This window comes from Kitasatospora arboriphila, from assembly GCF_039528095.1.
Lineage (GTDB): Bacteria > Actinomycetota > Actinomycetes > Streptomycetales > Streptomycetaceae > Kitasatospora > Kitasatospora arboriphila.
The window spans coordinates 67,581-93,791 of sequence record NZ_BAAALD010000010.1 but is presented as its reverse complement, the minus strand read 5'-3'; the positions used below and the strand labels follow the sequence as shown (position 1 = coordinate 93,791).

The following is a 26,211-nucleotide window of genomic DNA, read 5'->3' as shown; positions in this document are numbered from 1 at the left end:
GGCCGCCCCCCCCGGGGAGGCGGCGCCGGCCTGCACGTTGGCCGTGCTGCGGACGGCGCCGCCGGCCACCGGCAGGCCGCCGAACAGGCCGGAGACCATGTTCGCCAGGCCCTGGCCGCGCAGCTCGCGGTCCAGGTCGCTGGTGGTGTGCGTCATCCGGTCGACCGCGACCGAGGAGAGCAGCGACTCCACACCGGCGACGGCGGTGACCGTCAGGACCACGGTGAGCAGGTCCGGCCAGTGCTCGGCGAGCAGCCGGCCGCTCGGGGCCGCGGCGAGTGCATGGTGCTGCCAGCCGGGCAGTTCGACCCGGGCGAGGTGCAGGCCGAGGGTGAGGGAGAGGGTCGTGCCCGCGGCGACGGCGACGAGGGCGGCCGGCAGCCGGGCGAGCCGTGTGCCGATCCGGCCGGCGGCACCGGGCAGGCGGCCGAGGCGGGGCCAGCAGAAGAGCACGGCGACGGCGAGCGCGCCGACCGCCAGGGCCGGCAGGTGGGGCCCGGCCAACTGACCGGGGAGCGCGCGGAGGTTGGCGAGGGCGGAGCTCTGCGGCGATCCGCCAAGCACGACGTGGAGCTGGGCGATGGCGATGGCGAGGCCCACGCCCGTCAGCATCCCGTGCACGATCGCCGGGGAGACGGCGAGCGCCGCGCGGGCCACGCGCAGCGAGCCGAGCAGGAGCTGGAGCAGGCCGGCCGCGACGGTCACCGCGCAGGCGATCCGCCAGCCGTACTGGGCGACCACGCCTGCGGTGATCACGGTCAGGGCCGCCGAGGGGCCGCTGACCTGGAGGGGAGTGCCGCCGAGCAGACCGGCCACCAGGCCGCCGGCGGCGGCGGCGACCAGGCCTGCCGTCAGCGGCGCGCCGGTGGCGAGGGCGATGCCGAGGGAGAAGGGCACCGCGATGAGGAAGACCGCCAGCGAGGCCGGCAGGTCGTGGAGGAGTGCGGAGCGGCCTCGGCCGCCCGCCCGCCCGGGGCGGGGAGCCGACCCGGACGACCGGCCGCCGGACGGCGGCGCGTGGTCGGTGGTGTCCGAGGCGATGGGTGCGGAGGAGATGTCGAGGGTCATGGTGTCCCGTCTTCCGGGGGAACGTACGCAGTCAGGTCCGGTGGTGGTGCTGTCAGCGGATCGGCTGTCGTGGATCGCGACGGTGTGGCGGGATGGTGTGGGCGCGGCGGCTGTCCGCGGGGCCCAAGGACCATCAGTCCGGTCTGCCAAGATTCGGTAAACCGAGAGTAATGAGATCTTTGCACGGCGTGAATACGAACGACAGGCCGGAGCGTTGGATTCACCTTTATGAGTGGAGGCCGGTCGGCTCGGGAACCCGACAGCCGGAAGGGTCGGCGAACGCCCAGCTCAGGGGGTGTTCGCCGACCCTTCCGGCGGTGCTGCCGCAGTGCCTCGTCCGGCGGCGGCGGGTGGGGGATCAGGCCCGGGCCGCGCCCAGCCCGGCCGTGCCGCGGTCCGCGGTGGCGCCGTCGAGTCCGAGCACGAACTCCGGGTCGACCTGCTCGGCGAGGTCCCGGCCCACCTTGGCGTTGCCCCAGCTCTCGGCGTTGCGCAGGTGGAAGTGGACCGCTTGGGCGGTGTACTTCCGCGGGTCCCGCAGCCCGAACGCGGCGTCCGCGGCGGCCTTCAGCTCCTCCAGGGTGCTGCGGTTGGCCGGCTCGAGCAGGCTCAGGGCGGGCTCGGCGCCCTGCTCCAGCCGCCGTACCCAGTCGGACTGTCCGAAGGTCGTCAGCAGGTCGTCGCCCACCTCCCGGCGCAGGAAGGCCAGGTCGTCCGGCCTCTGCACCTTGTTGCCGACGACCCGGAGGGTGACGCCGAAGTCGCGCGCGTACTCCTTGTACTGGCGGTAGACGGAGATGCCCTTCCGGGTCGGTTCGGCGACCAGGAAGGTGAGGTCGAAGCGGGTGAACAGGCCTGAGGCGAAGGAGTCCGATCCGGCGGTCATGTCGGTGACCACGTACTCGTCCTGGCCGTCGATCAGGTGGTTGAGCAGCAGCTCCACCGCGCCGACCTTGGAGTGGTAGCACGCGACGCCCAGGTCCTCCTCGGTGAAGGCGCCGGTGGCCAGCAGCCGGACGGACCCCTCGTCGAGCGCGATCGGACGGGCGCACGCGGCGTACACCGGGTTCTCCTCGACGATCCGCAGAAGTCGCGAACCCCGGCCGGGCGGAGTGGTCTTGATCATCTCCTCCGCGGACCCGATGAGCGGGTTGTCACCGCGCAGGTACTCCTTGATCTCCGGCAGGCGGGCGCCCAGCGAGGGGAGTCCGGCGGCCTGGTCGTCCGTCAGCCCGAGTGCCGGGCCCAGGTGTTGGTTGATGTCGGCGTCGACGGCGATCACCGGACGGCCGGCGGCGGCCAGGTGGCGGATGAACAGCGCGGACAGCGTCGTCTTGCCGCTGCCGCCCTTGCCGACGAACGCGATCTTCATCTGGGGCTCCGGCTCTCGCTGCGGCGACCGGCGCCGCCGAAGGGATGTTGGAAATCGTTATCGTCACCGATAGCGGTCATGCTAGCGGTGGTTTGGTACGCCGCGCGGGTGGGAATGCAGGATTGCCTCGATCGGGTGATGCCGGGGTTGCTGTGCGGGGGGTGGGGGGTGGTTCATTACCCTCGGGTACGTGAGCACTGGAACTGATCCCCTCGCCTCGCTGGCCGAGCTGCCCGGGGTGCCCGAGGCCGTCGCCGAGGTGCGCAAGGCCGTCGACCGGCTCTACGGCCACCGCGTGATGCGCCGCCGAGCCGGTGAGGTGACGTCGGAGGCGGCCATCCGCGGCGCCCGGGCGTCGGCCGCCCTCGACGGTGCCGACTGGCCGCTGGAGGAGATCCGGCGGCGCACCGACTTCGGCGGCGACGCCGAGGCCCGCACGGTGGGCGGTGCGCTGCGGATCTCGGCCGAGGCCGGGCAGCTGCTGGGCGTGTGGCGGCACTCGCCGCTGCAGGTGCTGGCCCGGCTGCACCTGCTCGCGGTCGGCGACGCCGACCCGTCCGCCGGCCGTCCGCGGCGCGCGGGCGAGCAGGCGGGGCCGCTCTTCCCGGTCGAGCTGGCGGCCGCCGAGGGGTTCGACAAGCCGGTCGAGGGCGTGGAACTCCCGCCCGCGCCGGGCGCGGAGGAGGTCGCGGCGCGCCTCGACCAGCTGTCACACCTCCTGGCGTCCCGCGCCGAGGGCGCCGCGAACGGTGCGCCCGCCCTGGTGACGGCCGCGGTGGTGCACGGCGAACTGCTCGCGCTGCGCCCCTTCGCCTCCCACAACGGGGTCATCGCACGTGCCGCACAGCGCATCGTCCTGATCGCCGAGGGCCTCGACCCGAAGGCCATCTGCCCGGCCGAGGTCGGCCTCGCCGAGCTCGGCACCGCCTCCTACCGGGACGCCCTGGCGGGATACCTCAGCGGCACCGGCGACGGCATGGCGCGGTGGATCCGGCACTGCGGGGAGGCGCTCCGGCTCGGTGTCCGGGAGAGCACCGCGGTCTGCGAGGCGATGCAGCGCGGGATGGTCTGACCGTCCGACCATGTGACCGGCCGACGGCTCGGGGCGTCGGCCGGGTCGCTCGAACGGTCCGTGACATGCGGATGCGGCGGCACCTGGTCCTGCTCGGTGCCGCCGCTGGCACAGGGGCCGGGGTACCAAGCATGCACCGGAAGTGCCCATCAGGTGGGGATCTGGCCCGTTCACCTGGTGCGGCGGCCCGTCAGCGGGTCGGCTGCATGTGGGTGCCCAGCTGGCTGTGCGCGGTCCGTGGGCCTGAACTGCGTTGTCGGAACGACCCCTTAGGGTCCTGACCGGGTCTCGCGGGCCGTAAGTCCTTTCTATCGCGGATCGCCCCAAAGCGGAACCCGAAACAAGAACTTTTTCCCGTTTGTCCGATATGGCAATCGGCCTGGTCGGACGGGTCAGGCCGCCGGTCGGCGCCGCCGTGCGGAGTACCAGAGCAGGCCCGCCGTGAGGGCTGCCGCGCCGACCGCGACGGCCAGCAGCACGGACCGGCTCGGAGCGCTGAACTCCGGCAGCCTGCTGCGGAGTTCGACCGGGCGGTTGAACACCAGCACCGGCCACTCGCGGGCCGTCGCCTCCTTGCGCAGCGCCCGGTCCGGGTTGACCGCGGACGGGTGGCCGACCGCCTCCAGCAGCGGGAGGTCGGTGGACGAGTCGCTGTAGGCGTAGGACTCGGCGAGGTCGTAGCCCTGCTCGGCGGCGAGCTCGCGGATGGCCGCCGCCTTGTTCTCGGCGTACGCGTAGTACTCGATCTCGCCGGTGTAGCAACCGTCCTCGACCTTGAGGCGGGTGGCGATGGCGTGGTCGGCGCCGAGCAGCCGGCCGATCGGCTCGACGACCTCCGAGCCGGAGCTGCTGACGATCACCACGTCGCGCCCGGCCGCATGGTGCTGCTCGATCAGCGAGGCGGCCTCCTCGTAGATGATCGGGTCGATCAGCTCGTGCAGGGTCTCCGCGACGATCTCGCGGACCTGCTGGACGTTCCAGCCGCGGGTCAGCGCCGACAGGTACTGCCGCATCTTCTCCATCTGGTCGTGGTCCGCGCCGCCGACCAGGAAGACGAACTGGGCGTACGCGCTCTTGAGCACGGCCCGACGGTTGATCAGGCCGCCCTGGTAGAAGGGCCGGCTGAACGCGAGCGCGCTCGACTTGGCGATGATCGTCTTGTCCAGGTCGAAGAACGCGGCCGTCCGCGGGGTTCCGTGGGGCGGGCTCGGAGCGGCCGGCCGGGCCGCGGCGTCCACCTCGTCCGCCTTGTCCGTCGCGTCCGCTTCGCCGTCGGGCCCGTCCGGGCGGCCGGTGTCGGCGACCGGTCCCCCTTCGCCGCCCTCGGATGCACCCTCGGCTGCGCCGTCGGCCGGTGCGGCGTCGGCGGCCGGCGTCTCCGCCCGGTCGGGGGTGGTCGGCGGGGGCGCGTCGGGGGTGGTTGCGCGCCCCGAGTCGGGACCGTTGTCGACGGTGTCGGCGTTCTCGGTGGTGTCCACGGGACCGAGGATAGAGGGCGTGCCGAAACCCCCCGCCATTCGGCGTACTCGGTGGCGCGCGGGTTTGTGTTTCTGGCCGCTCGGGTACACCATGGAAGTCACGGATCGTTCGCGACCGTGCTAACCCGGTCCGGCTCCTCCCCCCCGAGTCGGGCCGTGGATAGACGACCCCCGCTCTCCCCCCCGGCGGGGGTCGTCGCATGTCCGGGCCCGTTTCGCAGGGTAGTTGACACTCCCGGTGTCCACCCGGAACGGATCGGTGACCGCCCGGCCCGTTCGGCGCACGTCCACCATCGCCACGCCGCCCGTGTCACTGTCGGTAACTGATTCATCGGGAATCGCAGGGCGCACAGAAGGCGCGTTCTCATGCCTCTCGCGTCAATTCTGCGATGCATTGCCCCCCGGGCGAGTGAAGCGAGTTATCCACAGCCCCGAGTTGTCCACAGCGAATGCCGTGAGCGGATCCGAGGGCCGTCTGCTCCGCCACGGTGGTGCCCGGGCCGCCGCCGCACCCACCCGATCACCGGGCGGGCAGGCAGCCCCGCACCGGCCGCCGCACGTGCTCCACGCGCGCCGACCGGCCCGGACCACTCGGACACCGCCCGGCAGCACCGGGCGCCGCCCCTGGGGGAGACGCCATGTCGACACCCACCACCGATTCCCGCCCGGCGGACCGCCCCGCGCACGCCGGCCCGCTGATCATCACCGCGGACGACGCCCTCGCCGACCACCTCGCCCGGATCTGCGCCGCGGCCGGTGCCGAACCGCAGCTGGCCCACGCGGAACCGCCGCGCGCGCTCTGGGAGGACGCGCCGCTCGTGCTCGTCGGCGACGACCTCGCCGAGTCGTGCTCCGGGCTGCCCCGGCGAGCCGGCGTGCTGCTGCTCGGGCTCGACCTCGACGACGGCAGCGTGTGGGTGCGGGCCGTGCGCCTCGGCGCCGAGCACGTGCTCTTCCTGCCCGACGCGCAGGCGTGGCTGCTCGATCGGATCGCCGACGCGGCGGAGGGCGTCGGCCCGCCCGCGCTCACCGTCGGCGTGCTCGGCGGCCGCGGCGGTGCCGGCGCCTCCACCCTGGCCTGCGCGCTCGCCGTGACCGCGGCCCGCAGCGGCCACCGCACCATGCTGGTCGACGCAGACCCGCTCGGCGGAGGGCTCGACGTGCTGCTCGGCGGCGAGACCGCCGAAGGGCTCCGCTGGCCCGATCTCGCCAGCTCCCGCGGGCGGATCGGCGGGGCCGAACTCACCGACGCGCTGCCGGAACTGCAGGGCCTCAGGGCTCTCTCCTGGGACCGCAGCGACTGCCTGGCCATCCCGCCCGAGGCGATGCGCAGCGTGCTCGCCGCGGCACGGCGCCGCGGCGGCCTGGTGGTGGTCGACCTGCCCCGCCACCTCGACCCCGCCGCCGCCCGGGCGCTGGAGCAGATCGACACCGCCCTGCTCGTGGTGCCCGCCGAACTACGCGCCCTGGCCGCCGCGGACCGCGTGGCCGCGGCCGCCCGGATGCGGCTCACCGACCTGCGTGCGGTGGTGCGCGTGCCCGGCCCGGTCGGCCTCCCCACCGCCGAGATCGCCCGCAACCTGGGGCTCGCCTTCGCCGGCGAGCTCCCGCCGGAGCCCGGGCTCGGCCTCGACGTCGAACGCGGAATGCCGCCCGGTCTGCGGGAACGCGGCCCGCTCGCCCGTTTCTGCAGCGGCTTCCTGAGCGAGGTCATGCCGCCGGTGGCCGCCGCGGGCGGTGCGTCATGACCGATCGTCTTCCGCGTCGGCGGCTGTCCGGCGGCCCCTGGGCCCAACCCGCGCAGCACCGCCGACGCCTCGGTACCGCCCTTCGGCTCGGCGGCGGTGGCTCACTGCGGACGGCCGCGGCCCTCCGCCCCGACGGACACCGCCCCGGGCCCGCCGCAGCGGTCGGCCAGCGGACCCAGGACGACACCGCGCACGGCCGCGGAGCCCTGCTCGACGCCGTCCGCCTCCACCTGGCCGAGACCGGCGCCCTGCCCACCACCGGGTCCGTCGCCGCCGCACTGCGTGCCAACCTGCCGACCCTGGGCGGCGACGACGTGCTCGACACCGTGCGCGCGATCCAGGCCGAACTGGTCGGGGCCGGTCCGCTCCACGAGCTCCTCGACCGCCCCGAGGTGACGGACGTGCTCGTCAACGGGCCTGACGACGTGTGGATCGACTGCGGCCGCGGTCTGCAACGGGCACCCGAGGTGCGCTTCCCGGACCGCGAGGCCGTCCGGCGGCTCGCCCACCGGCTGGCAACCGCGGCGGGCCGCCGACTCGACGACGCCATGCCCTGGGTCGACGCCCGCCTCCCCGACGGCACGCGGCTGCACGCCGTACTGCCGCCCATCGCCGCCGGCGGCTGTACCCACATCTCCCTGCGGATCTGCCGGGCGCGCCCGTTCACCCTGGACGAACTCGTCGCCGGCGGCACGCTCACCGGGCCCGGGGCCGACCTGCTCCGCGGTGTGCTCCGTGCCCGGTTGTCGCTGCTCATCAGCGGTGGCACCGGCTCCGGCAAGACGACACTGCTGGCCGCCCTGCTCGGACTCGTCGGACCGGACGAGCGGATCGTCGTCGTCGAGGACTCGGCTGAGCTCCGCCCCGACCACGCCCACGTGGTGCGTCTGCAGAGCCGCCCGCCGAATCAGGAAGGACTGGGCGAGCTCACCCTCCGCGACCTCGTCCGGCAGGCCCTGCGGATGCGCCCCGACCGACTGGTCGTCGGTGAGGTCCGCGGCGCCGAGGTCGTCGACCTGCTCGCCGCACTCAACACCGGACACGACGGGGGGTTCGGCACCGTCCACGCCAACGCGGCCGCCGATGTGCCGGCCCGCCTCGAAGCGCTCGGATCGCTCGCCGGGCTCGACCGGCTCTCGCTGCACAGCCAGCTCCGGGCCGCCGTCGACCTGGTCGTCCACCTCGTCCGGGATCCGGCCACCGGGCAGCGGCGGATCGCCGAACTCCACACCGTGGAGGGCGATGCCCGCGGCCTGACCGCCACCCGACCCGCCCTGCTCTTCCGGTCCGACGGCCGGTGCGCGACCGGGCCGGGCTGGGCCGCACTGCAGCACGCCTGCGCCGAGCGCGGCGTCGCCCTCGCGGGGAGGCCGGAATGACGCTCCGCCAACTGGAGGCCCTGTGGGGCCTGGCGCTCTGCGGGACGGCCGGGCTGGCGTGGTGGCTGCTCGAATCGGCCGTCGCCGGGCCGAAGCGCGACCGGGCGGCATCCGGTGAGCGGAGGCGGCCGTGAGCGGGCCGTCGAGAGGGACGACAGCCTTCGCCGGCCCGCCGGCCGCGCATCCGGGCGGCACACTGCGGCACCGGGCCGGCCCCAGGCGTGCCCACCGACTGCTCGGCACCACGGACGGGCACCCTTCCGGGCGCAGCGGAGCGGCCCTGCACGCAGTCACCCGGCGCATGACGGCGGCCGGACAACGGCCGCGGTGGCTGATCCCCGAACTGGTCCTGCTGCCGATCGGGATCGCGGCAGGCCACGCCACCCGGTCCCCGGTCCCGTTCCTCGCCGCGGCCGTCGGGATCCTGCCCCTGCGGCGACTGCGCGCCCGGCGCCGGACGGCCGAGGAGGCACGCCGTCGCGCGGCGGCCGTGATCGAGCTGTGCACCGCCCTGGTCGGCGAGCTCCGCAGCGGCGCCACCGCCGAGTACGCCCTGCAGACCGTCATCGGCCGCGGGGCCGCACTCCGGTACGGCCTCGGCGCCGAACCGTCCGCCCGGCTCGCGGCGGCCCGCTACGGAGCCGACGTTCCCGCCGCCCTCCGCCTGGTCGCCGAACTGCCGGGAGGCCGCGGCGCCGCAGCCGTGGCCGCCTGCTGGCAGGTGAGCGCCGACAGCGGTACAGGTCTGCTGGCCGGCCTGGACCAGCTCGGCGATGCCCTGCGGTCCGAACGCGCCCTCGCGGAGGAGGTGGCCGGTGAACTGGCCGGTTCCCGGGCGACGGTCGCGCTGCTGGCCGCGCTTCCCGTGTTCGCCCTCCTGCTCGGCACGGCCCTCGGTGCCCACCCGTTGTCGACACTGCTGCACACGCCGGCAGGGCTGGCCTGCCTCGCCGTCGGCGCCGTGCTGGAGACCACGGGACTGCTCTGGACGGCCAGGATCGTCAGGGCCGCCGAGGACGGTCCCCCGGCCGACCCGGACCGGGCAGCGGACGAGGACTGTGGGCGGCGTGCGGCGCGGTCTCCCTGCGGACTCACCCGCCGACGCGCGGACCACCGGGAACCTCCGAGGCGGCCGCACCCCGGCACCTCGGGGGAGGCGGTGGCCGGGTGACCGCCCTCACCGCGCTGACCGCCGCACTGTCAGCCGCCCTCGCGGTGCCGGCACTCCTGCCCGGTCCGGCACGGCGGCGCGACCTCCGACGGCGCCTGCGGCGCTGTCTGTCCGACCATCGTGGACGCCCTCGCCCCGGCGACCGCCGCCGCTCCCGCCGAACACGGAGGCCGCCGCGCAGGCTGCCGGGCCGCGCCTGGTGCTTGCCGCTGGCCGTCGGCCTCGGTACGGCCGCCGCCGTGGGCGGAGCGGTGGGTCTCGTGGCCGGGGCCGGGGCGGCCGCGGCCGCCTACCGCTGGCTGCCCCGGCCCGTACCGGCAGCCGCGCGGCGGGCAGTGGCCGAGGAGGAGCGCCTGCTGCGCCAGTTGCCGCTCACCGCGGAGCTGCTGGCCGCCTGCCTCGGCTCGGCCTCCTCGCCCGGCCCGGCGGCCGCTGCCGTGGCGGCCGGCCTGGATTCCCCGATGCGTGACCGGCTGGCGGCGACTGCCGCACAACTCGCGCTGGGAGCGCCGCCGGAGGTCTGCTGGGAGCAACTCGGGGCAACCAGCCCGGCCCTGGCGCCGCTGGCCCGTTGCATGGTCAGGACCAGCCGCAGCGGCACGCCGCCGGCTGCCGCGCTGAGCGGCCTCGCCCAGGCACAGCGGGCCGCCGCAGCCCGGGCCGCCCACGCCAGGGTCCGACGCGCAGGCGTGCTCGCCACGGCTCCGCTCGGGCTCTGCTTCCTCCCCGCCTTCGTCCTGATCGGCATCGCGCCGGTCGTCATGGGCCTCGCCGCCCTCTTCGCGCAGCGGATCTGACGCTACGCCCGCCAAAGGCGCCGTCCCGTCCCACCCGCCCCGACTCGAACCGAGCCCTCCCAGAAGGAGTCTGCGATGTACCAGCCCACCGTCCGTCTGACCGACCTCCCGTCCCCGACGGCCGACGCCACCGAGGCAGCCCTCGACCCGGCGGCCGCGGCGCCCCTCGTCCCGACCTCCGTGGCTCCGCCGCCCGGCTCTCGGAACCGTCGAGCCCCCGGGCTCCGCAGACAGCTCGAACTCCGCCGCCCGCTCGGGCTGCGCCGCATCGCCGTTGCCCGTGCGCGCCTCGCACGGCGTCTCGCCCGGCGCATCCGCCGTGCCGTGGTCGGCCCGCCGGACGCCGGTATGACCACGGCGGAGTACGCGATCGGCACGGTGGCGGCATGTGCCTTCGCCGCGATCCTCTACCGCGTGGTGACGAGCGGGACGGTCTCCGGGGCGCTCGGGGAACTGCTCGACAGGGCCCTCCATGCGGTCTGACCGCCGTCGGCGCGACCCGTCGCATCCGGGTCGACGGGGCCGGGCCGCGGCGGCCCGCAGCAGCAGGCCGCGCGACGCCGGGACGGCCACCGCCGAGACCGCGGTGGCGATGCCGGCCATGGTGCTGCTCATGGCCACGCTGATCTGGGGCCTCATCGCCGCCGCAGGCCAGATCCGCTGCGTCGACGCCGCCCGGATCGCGGCGCGGGCGGCTGCACGAGGGGACTCCGACGCGGCAGCGGCCGCCCGCGCGGCTGCTCCGCCCGGTGCGTCCGTCGAGATCGCCCGGGACGACGACACCGTGCGGGTCACCGTCGAGGCGCCCTTCCCCGCCCCCGGCCGGATCGGTGCGGCGTTGTCGGTCCGGCTGGGAGCCTCCGCGGTCGCCGCCCGCGAGGACGTGCCGAGCGGGGCGGAGGGCGGCACGCCATGGCCGTCCTGAGAAGGCGATCCGCCGCGTCCGGCCGTCCGTACGACCTGTCGTCCGAGCCGTCCCCCGGGGTGTCCCCCGATGCGGGCTCGGCCACCGTCTGGCTGCTCGCGCTGGGCATGCTCGGCTGCGCCGTGTTCGCCGTCGTGCTCGCGGTGGGAGCCACGGTGGCGGCCCGCCACCGTGCGGAGTCCGCCGCCGACCTGGCGGCGTTGGCAGCTGCCGAGCGCCTGCTGATCGACCCCGACGGGGGTTGCAGCCGCGCTGCCCGGATCACGGCGGCCCACGGCGCCTCCCTGGTGTCCTGCGCCCCCGAGCCGGAGGAGGACGCCGTCGAGGTGGTCGTGGAGGTGGCGGCGGGTCACCTCGGTCTCCCGGTCGGCCCTGCCCGGGCGCGGGCCCGGGCAGGCCCGGTCTGGGCCCCGGCCAGTGGCGGAGACACCTCCACCTCCACCTCTGCCGATGGACCCGAAGGACCCGGCGGAGCCGACGGGGCGGCCGGGGCGAGCAGGGCGGAACGGCCCGCTGCCGTCCGGGCGCGGCGACCCACCCGGATCGACCGGTGGCAGCCGGCCCTACCGCGGTATCGCCCCGTCCGAGCCGCCCCCGACGGTCGGCGCCCCCGCGAGCAGCACGTCCAGCAGCCGGACGGCGGCCGCCTTGTCCAGCGGGTCGTTCCCGTTGCCGCACTTGGGGGACTGCACGCAGGACGGACAGCCGCGCTCGCACTCGCAGGCGGCGATGGCGTCGCGGGTGGCCGTGAGCCACTGCACGGCCCGGGTGTACCCGCGCTCGGCGAAGCCGGCTCCGCCGGAGTGGCCGTCGTAGACGAACACGGTGGGCAGGCCGGTGTCCGGGTGCAGCGGCACCGAGACGCCGCCGATGTCCCACCGGTCGCAGGTGGCGAACAGCGGCAGCAGGCCGATCGAGGCGTGCTCGGCGGCGTGCGCGGCACCCGGCAGCTGGTCGAACGGGATCTCGGCGTCGAAGAGCTGGTCCTCCGTCACCGACCACCACACCGCCCGCGTCCGCAATGTCCGCGGGGGCAGGTCGAGCTTGGTCTCGCCGAGGACCTCGCCGGTCGAGATGCACTTGCGGAGGAAGCCCACCACCTGATTGACCACTTCGACCGAACCGAAGCTCAGCCGGGCCTCGCCCCACTCCTCGGACCTGTCGGTCGACAGCACGGAGATCGACGTGATGTCGCGGGCCGCCGTGGTGTAGGGCGGATCGGCCGCCTCCACCAGGGCGACGGAGGTCTCCAGGTCGAGGTCCTGCACCAGGTAGGTGCGTCCCTGGTGCAGGTGGACGGCGCCGGTGTGCACGGTGGTGTGTGCGGCTGCCGCGTCGACGGTGCCGAGCACCCGCCCGGTGGGGGCCTCCACGATCTGGACGGGGTTGCCGCCGCTGCCGCGCAGGTCCACCCCGTCCGCCGCCCGCTCCCGCCGGGTCCAGTACCAGGAGCCGTCCGCGCGTCGGCGGAGCAGCCCCCGCCGCTCCAGCACGGGGAGCAGCGGGGCGGTGGACGGCCCGAAGAGGTCGAGGTCGGTATCGGTGATCGGCAGTTCGGCCGCCGCGGCACACAGGTGCGGAGCCAGGACGTGCGGGTTGTCCGGGTCGAGCACGGTCGCCTCCACCGGGTTGGCGAACAGCGCCTCCGGGTGGTGCACCAGATAGGTGTCGAGCGGGTCGTCACGGGCGATCAGCACCGCCAGCGCGCCCTGCGCCTCCCGGCCCGCCCGGCCGGCCTGCTGCCAGAGCGAGGCCCGGGTGCCCGGGTAGCCGGCCAGCAGGACGGCGTCCAGACCGGAGACGTCGACGCCGAGTTCCAGCGCGGAGGTGGAGGCGAGGCCGAGCAGGCGTCCGGAGTGCAGGTCGCGTTCCAGCGCTCGTCGTTCCTCGGCCAGATAGCCGCCCCGGTAGGCCGCGACCCGCCCGGCCAGGGGGTTGCCCAGCAGGTCCTGCGCTTGGAGGGCAACCAGCTCGGCGGCCCGGCGGGAGCGGACGAAGGCGACCGTCCGCGTCCCGGACTCCACCAGGTCCGTGAGCAGGTAGCCGGCCTCCGCGGTCGCCGTCCGGCGGACGGGCGCGCCCTGCTCGCCGACGTGCTCGGTCAGCGGCGGCTCCCAGAGCGCGAACACCAGCGGGCCGCGCGGCGACGCGTCCTCGGTCACGGCCACCGCGGGCAGCCCGGTCAGCCGCTCGGCCGTCACGGCCGGTTCCGCGGTGGTGGCGGAGGCGAGCAGGAACGTCGGGTGGGACCCGTACCGCGCGCAGAGCCGCCGCAGCCGCCGCAGCACCTGGGCGACGTGCGAACCGAAGACGCCGCGGTAGCTGTGGCACTCGTCGACCACCACGTACCGCAGCGCCTTGAGGAAGGAGGACCACCGTGCGTGCCCGGGCAGGATGCCGCGGTGCAGCATGTCCGGGTTGGTGAGCACGTACGAGGCGTACTGGCGCACCCACTCGCGCTCCTCGGGCGGGGTGTCCCCGTCGTACAGCGCGACCCGCACCCGTGGCGGCACGAGCTCGGCGGCCCGCCTGCGCTGGTCGGCCGCGAGCGCCTTGGTCGGGGCCAGGTAGAGCGCGGTGGCGCCGCGGCCGTTGCGGGCCTCGGTGCCGTCGAGCAGTGCGCTCAGGACGGGCGCCAGGTACCCCAGGGACTTCCCCGAGGCGGTGCCGGTGGCGATCACCACGCTCCGCCCCGCCTGCGCCATTTCCATCGCCTCGGCCTGGTGCGCCCACGGCTCGCGCACGCCGAGTCCGGCGGCGGCCTCCCGGATTTCCGGACGGATTCCTTCCGGCCAGGAGGAATGGCGCGCGGGGCGGGAGGGAAGGTGCTCCGTATGGGTGAGGCGGTCCGACCGGCCCCGGTTGGTGGACAGGGTCTTCAGCAGTGCTTCGGGCGCGGTGTGACGGGGCGGCATGAGGACCCAGTGTGTCACCGGCGTGACGGAGAATCGCCGCAAGCCATCGTGCGGGCATGGTCACAGGTGGTTCAATGAGGCCGTGACGGCCGCACGGCCGAGGGACGCACGCCGATGCTGGTCAGCAGCGGCTTGCCTCGCCCGGCCTGCGACCACGCGGTGGCGGCCGCCCGGCCGAGGATCGCAATGACGTAGCAAGGCAAGGTGCTGGAGGTTCCGTGGACCTGTCCCTGTCGACCCGTACGGTCGGCGATCGCACGGTCGTCGAAGTCGGCGGCGAGATCGATGTGTACACCGCCCCCAAGCTGCGCGAGCAGCTTGTCGAGCTCGTCAACGACGGCAACTACCACCTCGTCGTCGACATGGAGGGCGTTGACTTCCTCGACTCCACCGGTCTCGGCGTGCTGGTGGGCGGGCTCAAGCGGGTCCGTGCGCACGAGGGTTCGCTCCGTCTGGTCTGCAACCAGGAGCGCATCCTGAAGATCTTCCGGATCACGGGCCTGACCAAGGTCTTCCCGATCCACAACTCGGTGGACGACGCCGTCGCCTCCACCGACTGATCGTCTTTCCCGCACCGGCGGGGCCGTGTCGCGGCCCCGCCGGTGCGGCGGGGCCGGTGGCGGCCCCGCGCCGTGGTGTGCGTGCACGCCACGGCCCACCAGGGAGCAACCCCGGAGGGGGAGGAATGGCAACCGTCGAACTTCGATTCAGCGCGCTTCCCGAGCACGTGCGCACGGCCCGGCTGGTGGCCGCCGCCGTGGCCAGACGTGCCGGGGTCGACGAGTCGGTGCTCGACGAGGTCCGCCTGGCCGTGGGTGAGGCCTGTTCGCGGGCCGTCGGCCTGCACCAGCGCGGAGCCGCCCACGGGGCGATCCGCGTCGCACTGATCGAGCAGGAGAAGCGTTTCCTCATCGAGGTCGCCGACGAGGCCGGCGACGCCTCCCTACCGTCCCCGGCTTCCGGCGAGAGCGCCGACCCCGGCGAGGACGCCCTCGGGCTGGCCGTGATCAGCGGCCTGGTGGAGGACGTCGAGGTCACCAACGGTGGCGAGGGCGGCCTGATCAGGATGAGCTGGCCGGTCTCCACCGCACCCGTCGCGGTCTGACTTCCCCGACCTGCTCCCGCCGGAGGCACGTAGGCGCCCGCATGTGGGGCGCACTCCCGGCATGCGCTGCCCGCCGTCTCGCCCCTGTCAGGCGGCTCCCTTGTCCGCCGGCCCCCGGCCTGTTGGTCCCCGTCCGCCGGACCCCTGCCCGCCGGCCGGTCTCGTGACCGCCTGCCGCTGCGGCCGGGTCCCGCTGCGCCTGCGTGAGCATTGACAAATTGTTGAAGTGGGCTGCTTCCGGCGCGACCGGTTCGGTACGAGAACGACGGGACGAGTGACACCCCCATGCGCATACGCATCCTCTGGCCGGCCGGACAGGCGACGGCCGAGCTTCGGTCGACGCCCACCACGGAGAAGCTCTGGGCCGTGCTGCCGATCGACTCCACGGCCCGCACCTGGGGCGAGGAGGTCTACTTCGACGCCGGCGTGAGCCTGCCGCGGGAGCCGGATGCGGCACAGGTCGTGGACCCGGGCACGGTCGCGTTCTGGATGGACGGCGACAGCCTGGCGCTGCCCTTCGGCCCCACCCCGATCTCCCGCGACGGCGAGTGCCGCCTCGCGAGCCCCTGCAACCTGCTCGGGGCGCTGGACGGGGACCCCGGAGTGCTGCGCACGGTCCGTGACGGGGACGCGATCCGGGTCGAGCGGGCGTAAGGGGCGGTCGGCGGGCGGGTGGACGGCCGTGTAGGTTCGCAGATCGACGTCCGCGACCGAAAGGCACCCGGTGAACAAGCGACTGCTGACCGTCCCCGCGCTCGGCGCGCTGCTCGCGTTCGGCGCCGTCGCGTGCGGCGGCGACGACAACACCAAGCAGCTCGACGGCTGGGCCAAGAGCGTCTGCGACGCCGCGCGGAGCCCGATCGCCCAGTCGCGGGTCGCCCTTGCCGACACCGCCAAGGTGACGTCCGGCGAGGCGCCGATAGCACTGCAGAAGCGCCTCTCCGCGGACCTGGCCGAACTGGCCAAGTCCAACGCCGGGTTGGCGGACGCCGTCGACAAGGCCGGGGCTCCGAAGTCGGAGGACGGCGAGACGGCCCGGACGGACGCGGTGAACGAGCTCCGCAAGGCCGCCCAGGGCTACGTGGACGTCCAGAAGAAGCTGGACGCCCTGGCCACCGACGACCAGGCGAAGTTCGCGGACGGCCTGCGCAGCGTGGGCGACCAGGTCCAGCAGCTGGCCCAGCTCTCCACACAGGGGCTGAACCGTCTGCAGACCGGTGAGGCGGGCGACGCGATGAAGCGGCAGCCCGGGTGCAAGGCGCAGGCCGTGGCGGACCCGGTGGCCACCGACACCGCGTCGGCGGGCGCGGACCAGTCCGGCTCGGGCGGGACGGGAACGCAGTCCGGCGCACCCTCCGGCAGTTCTTCCGGCAACGGCTCCGGCAAGCCCTCGGCGAAGCCGTCCGGCAGCGCCTCGGGCGCGTCCACCGCGCCGTCCGCGGGCGCCTCGGCCCAGCAGGCCCAGAAGTCCGGTGCCGCCTCACCGAGCACCTCCGCCGGCTGACCGGCCAGGACCAGCCAGGACCGGCCAGGGCCGGCCACGACCGGGCCAGGGCCGGCCAGGACCAGGCAGGATCAAACAGGACCGGCCGGATCGGGATGCGTGCGCCGCGCGCACCCGCCGCGGCCGCACCCGTCACCGGCCGCGGTCGCGCGACAATGGCGTGGTGACCAACAGCCCTACGCCCGATCCCGTCCGCCTCGCCAGGCTCCGTGAGGCGCTGCTCGCCGCCCAGTACACGGCCGACGGCTGCCTCGACCTGCTCGGCCCCACCGCCTACGCCGCCCTCGCGCGCAGCGAGACGGTGCCCGCCCTGCGGGCGACCCGGGGCGGCAGCCCGCTGGAGACGCTGGTGCGGCTGTTCCTGCTGCAGCAGCCCGTGCCGCGCGCGGCCGCCGCGGCCGCACTCTCCGTCGAGGACTGCCTGGCCGACGGCTGGCTGACCGAGGACGGCGACCAGGTGCGGGCGACCGTCGACGTGCGCCCGTACGCCAACGAGGTGGCCGGGCTGCCGAGCGCCGACGCCTGGGTCGTCTCCGACCTCGGGTGCGCGGTGGGCGGCGCCGGCGGCATCGGCGCCGGGGACAGCTCCGGCGGTGTGGCCCGCCGGGACCTGGTGCTCGGTGTGGGAGGCGCCTCCACCACCTTGGCCAACCTGGCGGTGCGGCGCTCCGTCCGGTCCGTCCTGGACCTCGGGACGGGCTCCGGGGTGCAGGCCCTGCACGCGGCGCGGCACGCCCAGCACGTCACCGCCACCGACCTCAACCCGCGGGCCCTGCAGTTCGCCCGGCTCACCCTGGCGCTCTCCGGTTTCGAGAACACCCGGACCGCCGGGGGCAGCCTCTTCGAGCCGGTCGCGGACGAGAGGTTCGACCTGATCGTCTCCAACCCGCCGTTCGTGATCTCGCCCGGCAGCCGCTTCGTCTACCGGGACGGCGGCATGGCCGGTGACGACCTGTGCCGGAGCATCGTCCGCGGCGCCGCCGCGCACCTGGAGCCCGGCGGGTACTGTCAGCTGCTGGCCAACTGGCAGCACGTCAAGGGCGAGGACTGGCACGAGCGGCTGGCCGGCTGGGTGGCCGGTACCGGCCTGGACGCCTGGGTGGTGCAGCGCCAGGTGCAGGACATCGCCGAGTACGCCGAGCTGTGGCTGCGCGACGGCGGCGACCACCTCGGCCGGGGCGCCGACTACCGGGCGCGGTACGGGGAGTGGCTGGACGCCTTCGAGGCGGCGGGCGTCGAGGGCGTCGGCTTCGGCTGGATCACCCTGCGGGCGAGCGGTGCGGCCGAGCCGACCGTCCGGATCGAGGAGTGGCCGCACCCGGTCGAGCAGCCGCTCGGCCCGCACATCGAGGAGTGGTTCGCCCGTCAGGACTTCCTCCGTGCCCACGACGACGCCGCGCTGCTCGCGGCCCGTTACGTGCTCGCCGAGGAAGTGGTGCAGGAGCAGGTCGGGGCGCCCGGCGCGGAGGACCCGGAGCACGTGATCCTGCGTCACAACCGCGGCATGCGGCGGGCGACCAAGGTGGACACGGTCGGCGCCGGTTTCGTGGGCGCCTGCGACGGCAGCCTCGCTGCGGGCGACATCGTCGATGCCATCGCCCACCTGCTGGGGGAGGAGCGCGTGATGCTGCGGGACCGGGTCCCGGAGTCGCTGCGGCTGCTCACGGAGCAGGGTTTCGTCGCGCCGGTGGCGCCCTGACGGCCGGCGGATGACAGCCGACGGGGGCGGGGCGGCCGACCCGGTGTCGACGCCCCGCCCCCGCCGTGCCGACCGTCCCGCCCCCACCGTGCAGCCCGCCCGCCCCCGTCGTCCTGTCCGGCGGTGGTCCGTCGGCGTTCAGGGCGCCGTCACGGGTGGAACAGCTCGCTGATCTTGGTGATCCGGCCGGCGGAGTCGACCGTGACGTCGTAGTTGCCGCCGTAGCAGGAGTAGGGCTGGGGGACCTCGCGGTTGTGGGCGCAGTCCTCGGCGTGGGTGGCGAACTCGGCCAGCGGGACGGCCTTGGGCGACATCGTGCTGCTCATCGCGAACAGTTCCGCGGTGGCGCCCGGGGCGAAGGTGTAGGCGCCGGCCGCGCCGGTGGGCTCGTAGTAGCCGTCGTCGTCGACGTCGGGTCCGCAGACGAAGCGGGTCGGCGTCGCGGTGACCTTGGTGGCGGTGGCGGCCGTGACGTTGATGACCTTGTGGCCCGGACGCTGGGCGGCGGCCGTGCAGTCGGCGGCGGGCTTGCCGGAGCCGGAGGGCTTGGCGGTGGTGGTGCGGCCGGTGGAGGGCTTGCCGCTCGGCCTGGTGCTCGGCTTGGTGGTCGGGGTGGCGCTCCCGGTCGGCTCGGACGTCGTGGAGGACGACGGAGCGGCGGAGGCCGTGGTGCCGGTGCCCGGGGCGGCGGTGTCCGCGCCGGCGCCGTTCGGGTCGCAGGCGGTGAGGGCGAGCGTGGCGGCGCCCAGCAGGGCGGCGGTTGCGATCAGGCGGCGTGCGGACATGGTGGTTCTCCCCCCGAGTTCGACCGGCGGGCTCCGGCCGAGGCGATGTGGTCCTGCTGTGGTGCCGCTACTGGTGTACCCCCTGAGAGCGCGGTACGGGGCCTGCCGTAGCGGGGCTGTGACAGCCCGGGCCGAGCCGTTACGCGGGCGGCCTCCCCGTGACGTTCCGCGGGCCGTCGGCGGGACGCAGCCGGCAGAACGGGCCCCCTCCGGCCCCTCCGGCCGCTCGGGCCCGTCCCGTCACCCGAGCCCCCTCGGCCTCCCCGGCCCGGCCCGCCTCCCCGTCCCGCCCCGCCGGGCCCACGGCCGCCACCACGCCGTCGAAAGCATTGTCCACAGACCGTCGTTCACCTCTCCGTCCCCGGGATGTTCCCGGTCGTACGTCGAACGTCAGTCCGGGGTTGTCCGCAGGCTGCCAGGCTCCGTCCACAGGTTGTGGACGAGCGCGCTCGGGACGGCGCGCCGGGCCGATGGACTGAGGCCAGGGAGGGCGGGACGGTGGAGACGCCGACGGCGGTCGCGGCAGGAGCGGTTCTGACCTTCTTCGGCAGCGCACTGCTGCTGTGGTGCGCCGCCGAGTTGCGCCTTCGCCACCATCTGCGCCGTCACGGGATACCCGCGACCGCCCGCGTGGTCGCCGACGGGGATCCGTACGGCGAGCCCTACGGCGACACCTTCGGCGAGCTCGACAGCGCGCCGCTGCTCTCCTACACCGCGCTGCCGGAGGTGGAGGTCGTGTCGGTGCGCGGTGCGGCCGAGGCCGGGCGGGCCCGTGCCGTCCGGGCCGCCGAGACCGTGCTGGCGCGCCCCCGCGGGACGACCCCGCTGCGGCGTCCGGCCAGGCTGGTGCCCGGTGCCCTGGTGCAGGTCATGTACGACGCCCGGCGGCCGAGCCGGGTCGTGCTGGCCGGCGCCGACCTGCTGCCGACGCTGGCCACCGACGTCTTCTGGGCGCTGCTCGGCACCGGGGCCCTGGCCGGCGGCCTCAGCCTGTTCGCCTCTCTCCTGGCCCGCTGAGTACGGCTGCCGCCGACGCGGACCCGGCCACCGACCCGATCCCGCTGTCGGTGTGAACCCGGGGCCGGTGCGGACCAGCTCCCGGCGGGCCGGACCCGAGGAGGACCCTGCCCGGGAGAACCCGCAAGGTGCGTGCGGTCCCTTCGTCCACAGCCGGCCCGGGCCCGTCGCCTTCGGCCGGGATACGTCCGGATCCGGCCTCCTCGTCGGCCGGCAACCCCCTCCGTGGGGCGCGCGGCCTCGTCGTCGGGTTACCGTTCGAGTGGCGTCGGTCGGCCTTGCCGGTGAAAAAGCGGGAACCGTCCGTTTGACAAGGGTGGCCAGGGTACGGTCACACTCCGCTGGTGGGGTCGTCGCGCAGCGACAGCCCCGGACGGCGGAAGGACGGGCGGAGCGCCTCCCCCGCCGCCCGCGCCGCCAGCACAGATAACGACCGGGAGAGAAGAGCGAAGGTGTCCCCGAGCAGCGAGACCGCGCACGGCAAGCGACTCGTCATTGTCGAGTCGCCGGCCAAGGCCAAGACGATCAAGGGCTACCTCGGCCCCGGCTACATCGTCGAGGCCAGCGTCGGGCACATCCGGGACCTGCCCGGCACAGCCGCCGAGGTGCCGGACCGCTACACCGGCGAGGTCCGCCGGCTCGGTGTCGACGTCGACCACGACTTCGCCCCCATCTACGTGGTCAACGCCGACAAGAAGTCGCAGGTGACCAAGCTCAAGTCGCTGCTCGCGGAGTCCGACGAGCTCTTCCTCGCCACCGATGAGGACCGCGAGGGCGAGGCGATCGCCTGGCACCTGCAGCAGGTGCTGAAGCCCAAGGTGCCGGTGCACCGCATGGTCTTCCACGAGATCACCAAGGACGCCATCCAGGAGGCCGTCCGCAACCCGCGCGACCTCAACCAGCGCCTGGTCGACGCCCAGGAGACCCGCCGCATCCTCGACCGCCTCTACGGCTACGAGGTCTCGCCGGTGCTGTGGAAGAAGGTCATGCCGAAGCTGTCGGCGGGCCGCGTGCAGTCCGTCGCCACCCGGCTCGTGGTCGAGCGCGAGCGCGAGCGGATCGCCTTCCGCTCCGCCTCGTACTGGGACCTGGTCGGCACCTTCTCCACCGGCCGCACCGCGAGCGACGCCGCGAACCCGGAGAACTTCGGCGCCCGGCTGGTCTCCGTCGACGGCCGCCGGATCGCCACCGGCCGCGACTTCGGTTCCGACGGCCGGCTGCGCGACGCCGCCGCGGCCGCGAACACCCTGCACCTCGACGAGCAGGCCGCCCGGACGCTGGCCGCCGCGCTGGAGCAGACCGCGTTCGCCGTCCGCAGCGTCGAGTCCAAGCCCTACCGCCGCTCGCCGTACGCGCCGTTCCGCACCACCACCCTCCAGCAGGAGGCCAGCCGCAAGCTGGGCTTCGGTGCCAAGCGGACGATGCAGGTCGCGCAGAAGCTGTACGAGAACGGCTTCATCACCTACATGCGCACCGACTCCACCACGCTGTCGGAGACGGCGGTCGCCGCCGCCCGCGCCCAGGTCACCCAGCTCTACGGCGCCGACTACCTGCCGGACGCGCCGCGCGTCTACGCCAGCAAGGTCAAGAACGCGCAGGAGGCGCACGAGGCGATCCGCCCCTCCGGCGACCGCTTCCGCACGCCGGCCGAGACCGGTCTGTCGGGCGACGACTTCCGGCTGTACGAGCTGATCTGGATGCGCACCGTCGCCTCGCAGATGAAGGACGCCGTCGGCCAGTCCGTCACCGTCCGGGTCGGCGGCCGCTCCGCCGACGGCCGGGACGCCGAGTTCTCCGCCTCCGGCAAGATCATCACCTTCCACGGCTTCCTCAAGGCCTACGTCGAGGGCGCCGACGACCCCAACGCCGAACTCGACGACCGCGAACGCAGGCTGCCCCGCGTCACCGAGGGCGACCCGCTGGCCGCCGACCGGCTCAACCCGGAGGGCCACGCGACCAAGCCCCCGGCGCGCTACACCGAGGCCTCGCTGGTCAAGGAGCTGGAGGACCGCGAGATCGGCCGCCCCTCCACCTACGCCTCGATCATCGACACGATCATCAACCGCAAGTACGTCTTCAAGAAGGGCACGGCACTCGTCCCGTCCTTCCTCTCCTTCGCCGTGGTGAACCTGCTGGAGAAGCACTTCGGCCGGCTCGTCGACTACGACTTCACCGCCAAGATGGAGGACGACCTCGACCGGATCGCGGCCGGCCAGGCCGAGTCCGTGCCGTGGCTGAAGCGCTTCTACTTCGGCGAGAGCGAGGGCGCCGGCACCGCCGCGGGCAGCGCCGCCGAGGCCGGCAACGGCGACGGCGACCACCTCGGCGGCCTGAAGGAGCTCGTCACCGACCTCGGCGCGATCGACGCCCGGGAGATCAGCTCCTTCCCGCTGAGCGAGGAGATCACCCTGCGGGTCGGCCGCTACGGCCCGTACGTCGAGAAGGCCTCCGCCGTCGAGGGCGAGCAGGGGCAGCGCGCCGACATCCCCGACGACCTGCCGCCGGACGAGCTCACCGTCGAGCTCGCCGAGGAGCTGCTGGCCAGGCCCAGCGGCGAGCGCGCGCTCGGCACCGACCCCGTGAGCGGCAACCCGCTGGTCGCCAAGGACGGCCGCTACGGCCCGTACGTCACCGAGGTGCTGCCCGAGGGCACCCCGAAGACCGGCAAGAACGCGGTCAAGCCGCGCACCGCCTCGCTCTTCAAGACGATGTCCCTGGACACCGTGACCCTCGAGGACGCGCTGCGCCTGCTCTCGCTGCCCCGGGTGGTCGGCACCGACCCCGAGGGCAACGAGATCACCGCGCAGAACGGCCGGTACGGCCCGTACCTCAAGCGCGGCACCGACTCCCGGTCGCTGACCAGCGAGGACCAGCTGCTCACCATCACCCTGGACGAGGCGCTGGCCGTCTACGCCCAGCCCAAGCAGCGCGGGCGCGCGGCCGCCGCCGCCCCGCTCAAGGAGCTCGGCACCGACCCGGTCAGCGAGCGCCCGGTGGTCGTCAAGGACGGCCGCTTCGGGCCGTACGTCACCGACGGCGAGACCAACGCGACGCTCCGCAAGGACGACGACGTCGAGACGATCACCCCGGAGCGCGGCTACGAGCTGCTCGCCGAGAAGCGCGCCCGCGGGCCGGTGAAGAAGACGGCCAAGAAGGCGCCCGCGAAGAAGGCCGCGGCCAAGAAGACGGCGGCGAAGAAGACCGCCGTGAAGAAGACGGCCGCCGCCAAGACCACTGCGGCCAAGAAGACCACCGCCAAGACGGCCGCCAAGAAGACCGCCACCAAGGCGACGGCCACCGGGGCCGCGTCCGACGAGGACTGAGCCGGCCCGCACCACGCGACCTGCGCCACGCGGACCCGCGCCCCCGGGGGGTGCGGGTCCGCGGTGCGTCACAACCGTGTCATGACCGGCTTCCGGAACCCCGTCCGCCCCATGGGCCCTAGCGCCCGACCGCTACGCTGACGGTATGACGAGTGAGGAGCAGACCACCGGTCCCAGCACCGCCCCGCCCGACCGTCCGGAGGTCACGCCGGCCGGGACACCAGGTGAACGGGCCCGGGCGCTGCTCCGGCTCCGCCCCTACCGCAGGCTGTGGACGGCCCAGCTGGTCAGCGGCACCGCGGACCGCCTGTCGCTGCTCGTCCTCGTCCCGCTGACGGTGGTCGCCGCCGTGGCCGGCGGGCAGTTCGGCGACGGCTACCGGTCGCTGGCCCTCGCCGTGGCCGCCGTGTTCACCGCGCGGATGCTCGCCACCGTGCTGTTCGGCGCCGCCCTGCTCGGCCCGGTCCACGCGCTGGTCGGCGAGAAGCTGGACCGCCGTTGGGTCCTGGTCGGTGCGGACGTGCTGCGCGCCGTCCTGGTCGGCGTCGCCGCCTGGTGGTCGGTCTGGACGCCGGGCGCCGCCACCTGGGTGCTGCTCGGCACCGTCTTCGCCGCCGGCGCCGCCGAGCGGATCTGGGCGGTCGCCAAGGCCGCCGCCGTCCCCGGCCTGCTGCCGGCCGCCGACCCGTACGCCGCGGCCGACCGGCGCAAGCCCTCCGCCGCCTCCCTGGACGCCGTCCGCACCGTGGACGACCGGACGGGCTGGGCCACCGTGCCGCTCGGCGCGACCGCCCTGGTCGCCCTCACCCTGCTCAACAACGTCCTCGCCGCACTCGGCCCGGACTGGCTGCGGGACCACCAGATGACCTCCGCCGCGGTCGGCGGCGCCCTGGTCTTCGCCGCATCCGCCGTGCTGGTCTTCCTGCAGGAGCTGCCCGCCGGCCCCGCCACCGCCCCGCACTCCCCGCTGCAGGGCCTGCGCGCGCCCGTCGACGCCACCCCCGGCAAGGCGCTGAGCAAGGGCCGCACCGGCTCCGCCCCGTACTTCACCTTCGCCGTCGCCGCGGCCTACGCCTCGATGGCGGGCGTCGCCTCGCTCGGCCTGCTGACCGCGCTGGAGCACCGGGCCGGCCCGATCGGCTACGGCCTGGTCGTCCTCGCCGCGGGCCTCGCCCCGGCCGCCGGCGTCCGGCTCACCCGGGCCACCCTGCCCTCGTTCTCCCGCCGCCGGCTGCTCACGCTCGCCCTGCTCGTCGAGGGCGTCGCGCTGATCCTGGCCGGCCTGGTGCTGGACTTCGTCCTCGTCCTGCTGCTCACCGTGCTGGCCGGCGTCGCCGCCGGGCTGACCGTGTCGGTCGGCCGCACCCTGCTCGCGCAGGAGGTCGAGGAGGCGCGGCTGCCCAAGGTCACCGAGCACCTCTACGCGGTGCTGCGGGCCGTGGTCGGCAGCGCGCTGATCGCCGTCCCGCTGATCGCCGCCGCCTACGGCGAGGTCACCCTCGGCCGGGTCGAGCCCGGCAGCTTCACCTTCATCCACGACGGCGCCGCGCTCGCCGTCTCCACCGCCGGCCTGCTCACCCTGGTGCTGGCCGCGGTCGTGCTGCTGCGCACCGACGACCGCCGCGGGGTCGCGCCGTTCAGCAAGGAGCTGTTCCGGGCCGTCCGCGGCGCCGCCGAGCCGGCCCCGCACCGCACCGCCAGCACCGGCTTCTTCATCGCCCTGGAGGGCGGCGACGGCGCCGGCAAGTCCACCCAGGCCCAGGCCCTCGCCGAGTGGATCCGCGCCAAGGGCCACGAGGTGGTGCTCACCCGCGAGCCCGGCGGCAGCCCGGTCGGACAGCGGCTGCGCGGCCTCGTCCTGGACGTCGGCAACACCGGCCTCTCGCACCGCGCCGAGGCACTGATCTACGCCGCCGACCGCGCCGAGCACGTCGAGAGCGTCATCCGGCCCGCCCTCGCCCGCGGCGCGGTGGTGATCACCGACCGGTACATGGACTCCTCCATCGCCTACCAGGGCGCCGGCCGCGACCTCGCCGCGACCGAGATCGCCCGGATCTCCCGCTGGGCCACCGGCGGCCTCCTCCCGGACCTCACCGTGGTGCTGGACGTCGACCCGACCGCCGCCCGGGAGCGGTTCACCGAGGCGCTGGACCGCCTGGAGTCCGAGCCGACCGAGTTCCACGCCCGGGTCCGGGCCGGCTTCCTGGCCCTCGCCGCCGCCGACCCGTCCCGCTACCTGGTCGTCGACGCGGCCCAGCAGCCCGCCCAGGTGACCACCGCGATCCGCCACCGGCTCGACCGCGAGCTGCCGCTCTCCGAGCAGGAGAAGGCCGCCCGCGTCGAGCAGGAGCGCCTCGCCCGGGAGGCCGCCGAGCGCCGCGCCGCCGAGGAGGCCCGGCTCAAGGCCGAGGCCGAGGAGGCCGAGCGCAAGCGGCAGGCCCTGCTGGAGGAACTGCGCGCCGAGCAGGCCGAGAAGGAGCGCCTCGCCATGCTGGAGGCCGAGCGGATCGCAGCCGAGGAGGCCCGCAAGGCCGCCGAGGAAGCCCGCCTGCGGGCCGAGGAGCAGGCGAAGGAACGCGCCGAGGAGGAAGCCCGCCGCCAGGCCGCCGAGGAGGCCCGGCTCAAGGCCGAGGCCGCCGAGCGCGAGCGCCGGGAGGCGGAGGCCGCCGCCCAGGCCGAGATCCAGCGCCAGCTCGACGTGCAGCGCGCCGAGCAGCGCCGCCGCGCCGAGGAGGCCCTGCAGCGCGCCGAGGAGGCCCGGCTGCAGGCCGAGGCCGCCGAGCAGGAGCGCCGCGAGGCGGAGGCCGCCGCCCAGGCCGCCGCCGCGACCTGCGGCAGTTCCGCGGTCGTGGC

At 74.8% G+C, this 26,211-nt stretch carries 20 protein-coding genes and 2 pseudogenes; 17 read left to right on the top strand and 5 right to left on the bottom strand.

The genetic code is table 11. The features are described 5' to 3' along the window. Positions 1–1,068 (bottom strand): annotated as a pseudogene (locus ABD353_RS08230) (SulP family inorganic anion transporter); the annotation flags it as partial. A gap of 358 nt (positions 1,069–1,426) precedes the next feature. Then, positions 1,427–2,440, bottom strand: coding sequence for an ATP-binding protein (locus ABD353_RS08225; protein ID WP_344622816.1), 1,014 nt, complete (start codon positions 2,438–2,440; stop codon positions 1,427–1,429). A 190-nt stretch (positions 2,441–2,630) separates the two neighbouring features. Here ABD353_RS08225 and ABD353_RS08220 point away from each other — a divergent pair, with 190 nt between their 5' ends. Further along, positions 2,631–3,512, top strand: a complete 882-nt coding sequence (locus ABD353_RS08220) for a Fic family protein (RefSeq protein ID WP_344622815.1) — start codon at positions 2,631–2,633, stop codon at positions 3,510–3,512. Between the two features lie 392 nt (positions 3,513–3,904). Here the strand turns inward: ABD353_RS08220 and ABD353_RS08215 are convergent, their stop codons facing one another. Then, positions 3,905–4,750: an HAD family hydrolase gene (locus tag ABD353_RS08215; protein ID WP_344622877.1), complete on the bottom strand. Its 846-nt coding sequence runs from the start codon at positions 4,748–4,750 to the stop codon at positions 3,905–3,907. An 878-nt stretch (positions 4,751–5,628) separates the two neighbouring features. Here ABD353_RS08215 and ssd point away from each other — a divergent pair. The 8 genes and pseudogenes from ssd to ABD353_RS08175 all read left to right on the top strand — a co-directional run. After that, complete coding sequence (gene ssd / locus ABD353_RS08210; RefSeq protein ID WP_344622814.1) at positions 5,629–6,738, top strand: septum site-determining protein Ssd; 1,110 nt, start codon at positions 5,629–5,631, stop codon at positions 6,736–6,738. Continuing rightward, positions 6,735–8,117, top strand: a complete 1,383-nt coding sequence (locus ABD353_RS08205; RefSeq protein ID WP_344622813.1) for a TadA family conjugal transfer-associated ATPase — start codon at positions 6,735–6,737, stop codon at positions 8,115–8,117. Before ssd ends, ABD353_RS08205 begins: the two co-directional genes overlap by 4 nt. Further along, entirely contained in the window at positions 8,114–8,251 is a 138-nt protein-coding gene (locus tag ABD353_RS08200) for a hypothetical protein (protein WP_344622812.1), read from the top strand. Before ABD353_RS08205 ends, ABD353_RS08200 begins: the two co-directional genes overlap by 4 nt. A 167-nt stretch (positions 8,252–8,418) precedes the next feature. Continuing rightward, positions 8,419–9,288, top strand: a complete 870-nt coding sequence (locus ABD353_RS08195; protein ID WP_344622811.1) for a type II secretion system F family protein — start codon at positions 8,419–8,421, stop codon at positions 9,286–9,288. Between the two features lie 239 nt (positions 9,289–9,527). Continuing rightward, positions 9,528–10,085 carry a type II secretion system F family protein gene (locus tag ABD353_RS08190; protein WP_344622810.1) on the top strand — a complete coding sequence of 186 codons (558 nt, stop codon included), beginning with the start codon at positions 9,528–9,530 and terminating at the stop codon, positions 10,083–10,085. A gap of 75 nt (positions 10,086–10,160) precedes the next feature. Next, complete coding sequence (locus ABD353_RS40360; RefSeq protein ID WP_425555102.1) at positions 10,161–10,568, top strand: DUF4244 domain-containing protein; 408 nt, start codon at positions 10,161–10,163, stop codon at positions 10,566–10,568. Beyond that, positions 10,558–11,010, top strand: coding sequence for a TadE family type IV pilus minor pilin (locus ABD353_RS08180; RefSeq protein ID WP_344622809.1), 453 nt, complete (start codon positions 10,558–10,560; stop codon positions 11,008–11,010). Before ABD353_RS40360 ends, ABD353_RS08180 begins: the two co-directional genes overlap by 11 nt. Further along, positions 10,998–11,399 (top strand): annotated as a pseudogene (locus ABD353_RS08175) (Rv3654c family TadE-like protein); the annotation flags it as partial. The gene ABD353_RS08180 and the pseudogene ABD353_RS08175, both read left to right, overlap by 13 nt. A 174-nt stretch (positions 11,400–11,573) precedes the next feature. Here ABD353_RS08175 and ABD353_RS08170 read toward each other — a convergent pair. Beyond that, a complete protein-coding gene (locus ABD353_RS08170) occupies positions 11,574–13,925 on the bottom strand; it encodes a DEAD/DEAH box helicase (protein WP_344622808.1) in 2,352 nt (783 codons plus the stop codon). Between the two features lie 218 nt (positions 13,926–14,143). On the opposite strand from ABD353_RS08170, the gene bldG reads away from it, so the two are divergent. The 5 genes from bldG (at position 14,144) to ABD353_RS08145 (ending at position 18,233) form a co-directional block, all read left to right on the top strand. Then, a complete protein-coding gene (bldG, locus tag ABD353_RS08165) occupies positions 14,144–14,485 on the top strand; it encodes an anti-sigma factor antagonist BldG (RefSeq protein ID WP_030272780.1) in 342 nt (113 codons plus the stop codon). A 125-nt stretch (positions 14,486–14,610) separates the two neighbouring features. Next, positions 14,611–15,030, top strand: a complete 420-nt coding sequence (locus ABD353_RS08160) for an ATP-binding protein (RefSeq protein ID WP_344622807.1) — start codon at positions 14,611–14,613, stop codon at positions 15,028–15,030. Between the two features lie 285 nt (positions 15,031–15,315). After that, positions 15,316–15,684, top strand: a complete 369-nt coding sequence (locus ABD353_RS08155) for a cyclophilin-like fold protein (RefSeq protein ID WP_344622806.1) — start codon at positions 15,316–15,318, stop codon at positions 15,682–15,684. A 70-nt stretch (positions 15,685–15,754) separates the two neighbouring features. Beyond that, complete coding sequence (locus ABD353_RS08150) at positions 15,755–16,534, top strand: small secreted protein (RefSeq protein ID WP_344622805.1); 780 nt, start codon at positions 15,755–15,757, stop codon at positions 16,532–16,534. A gap of 160 nt (positions 16,535–16,694) precedes the next feature. Next, positions 16,695–18,233 carry a DUF7059 domain-containing protein gene (locus tag ABD353_RS08145; protein WP_425555101.1) on the top strand — a complete coding sequence of 513 codons (1,539 nt, stop codon included), beginning with the start codon at positions 16,695–16,697 and terminating at the stop codon, positions 18,231–18,233. A 149-nt stretch (positions 18,234–18,382) separates the two neighbouring features. Here the strand turns inward: ABD353_RS08145 and ABD353_RS08140 are convergent, their stop codons facing one another. Continuing rightward, positions 18,383–19,018: a hypothetical protein gene (locus tag ABD353_RS08140; protein WP_344622803.1), complete on the bottom strand. Its 636-nt coding sequence runs from the start codon at positions 19,016–19,018 to the stop codon at positions 18,383–18,385. A 498-nt stretch (positions 19,019–19,516) separates the two neighbouring features. Here ABD353_RS08140 and ABD353_RS08135 point away from each other — a divergent pair, with 498 nt between their 5' ends. The 3 genes from ABD353_RS08135 to tmk all read left to right on the top strand — a co-directional run. Further along, positions 19,517–20,035, top strand: coding sequence for a DUF3592 domain-containing protein (locus tag ABD353_RS08135; RefSeq protein WP_344622802.1), 519 nt, complete (start codon positions 19,517–19,519; stop codon positions 20,033–20,035). Positions 20,036–20,487: 452 nt separating this feature from the next. Continuing rightward, positions 20,488–23,358: a type I DNA topoisomerase gene (topA, locus tag ABD353_RS08130; RefSeq protein WP_344622801.1), complete on the top strand. Its 2,871-nt coding sequence runs from the start codon at positions 20,488–20,490 to the stop codon at positions 23,356–23,358. Between the two features lie 145 nt (positions 23,359–23,503). Beyond that, positions 23,504–26,211 (top strand): dTMP kinase (gene tmk, locus ABD353_RS08125; RefSeq protein ID WP_344622800.1); only part of this gene is annotated, 2,708 nt, incomplete at its 3' end.

Coding starts and splice junctions, on each gene's coding strand:
- ABD353_RS08225 (WP_344622816.1), bottom strand. CDS start 2,440: ATGAAGATCGCGTTCGTCGGCAAGGGCGGCAGCGGCAAGACGACGCTG.
- ssd (WP_344622814.1), top strand. CDS start 5,629: ATGTCGACACCCACCACCGATTCCCGCCCGGCGGACCGCCCCGCGCAC.
- ABD353_RS08205 (WP_344622813.1), top strand. CDS start 6,735: ATGACCGATCGTCTTCCGCGTCGGCGGCTGTCCGGCGGCCCCTGGGCC.
- ABD353_RS08200 (WP_344622812.1), top strand. CDS start 8,114: ATGACGCTCCGCCAACTGGAGGCCCTGTGGGGCCTGGCGCTCTGCGGG.
- ABD353_RS08195 (WP_344622811.1), top strand. CDS start 8,419: ATGACGGCGGCCGGACAACGGCCGCGGTGGCTGATCCCCGAACTGGTC.
- ABD353_RS40360 (WP_425555102.1), top strand. CDS start 10,161: ATGTACCAGCCCACCGTCCGTCTGACCGACCTCCCGTCCCCGACGGCC.
- ABD353_RS08180 (WP_344622809.1), top strand. CDS start 10,558: ATGCGGTCTGACCGCCGTCGGCGCGACCCGTCGCATCCGGGTCGACGG.
- ABD353_RS08170 (WP_344622808.1), bottom strand. CDS start 13,925: ATGCCGCCCCGTCACACCGCGCCCGAAGCACTGCTGAAGACCCTGTCC.
- ABD353_RS08160 (WP_344622807.1), top strand. CDS start 14,611: ATGGCAACCGTCGAACTTCGATTCAGCGCGCTTCCCGAGCACGTGCGC.
- ABD353_RS08155 (WP_344622806.1), top strand. CDS start 15,316: ATGCGCATACGCATCCTCTGGCCGGCCGGACAGGCGACGGCCGAGCTT.
- ABD353_RS08140 (WP_344622803.1), bottom strand. CDS start 19,018: ATGTCCGCACGCCGCCTGATCGCAACCGCCGCCCTGCTGGGCGCCGCC.